Source organism: Falsiroseomonas oryzae, assembly GCF_027856955.1.
GTDB classification, from domain to species: domain Bacteria; phylum Pseudomonadota; class Alphaproteobacteria; order Acetobacterales; family Acetobacteraceae; genus Falsiroseomonas; species Falsiroseomonas oryzae.
Map to the genome: position 1 here is coordinate 1 of NZ_JAPSMD010000997.1, position 590 is coordinate 590.

At 76.4% G+C, this 590-nt stretch carries 1 protein-coding gene; it reads left to right on the forward strand.

The genetic code is table 11. The features are described from left to right. The coding region (locus tag OZN99_RS33155; protein WP_270939411.1) for a glycosyltransferase at positions 1-590 on the forward strand (590 nt) is incomplete at both ends.

A 590-nucleotide genomic window follows, 5' to 3' on the forward strand; every position in this document is an offset into this window, starting at 1 on the left:
CCGCCGAGCCGCCGCCGCCCGCCGCCCCCGCGGAGACCGCCGCGGCGGCGCTCGACCTCGACCCGGACGAGCCCTTCGTGCTGTTCGTCGCGACGCTGGAAAGCCGCAAGAACCACCTGATGGTGTTCCAGGCCTGGATCGCGCTGTCCCGCCGCCTGCCGGCCGAACTGCTGCCGCGGCTGGTCTGCGTCGGCCGCCCGGGCTGGGGCGCGGAGGCGGCGCTGGGCCTGCTGGAGCGCTCGCCGCTGCTGCGGCGCAAGGTGACGGTGCTGTCCGGCGTCTCGGACCTGGCGCTGGCGGGGCTGACGGCACGCTGCCTGTTCACCCTCTACAACTCCTTCCACGAGGGCTGGGGCCTCCCGGTCAGCGAGAGCCTGGCGATGGGGAAGCTGTGCGTGGTGCCGGCGCATAGCGGGTTGCTGGAAGCCGGCGCCCCGGGCGCCGCCTTCTTCCCGCCCGGCGACGAGCCGGCGCTGGTGGAACTGCTCGCCCGGCTGGTCGCCGACCCGGCGCACCGCGCGGCGCTGGAAGCCCGGATCGACCGGGCCGCTGCCACCCGCGCCTGGTCCGTCGCGGCGGCGGAGGTGCTG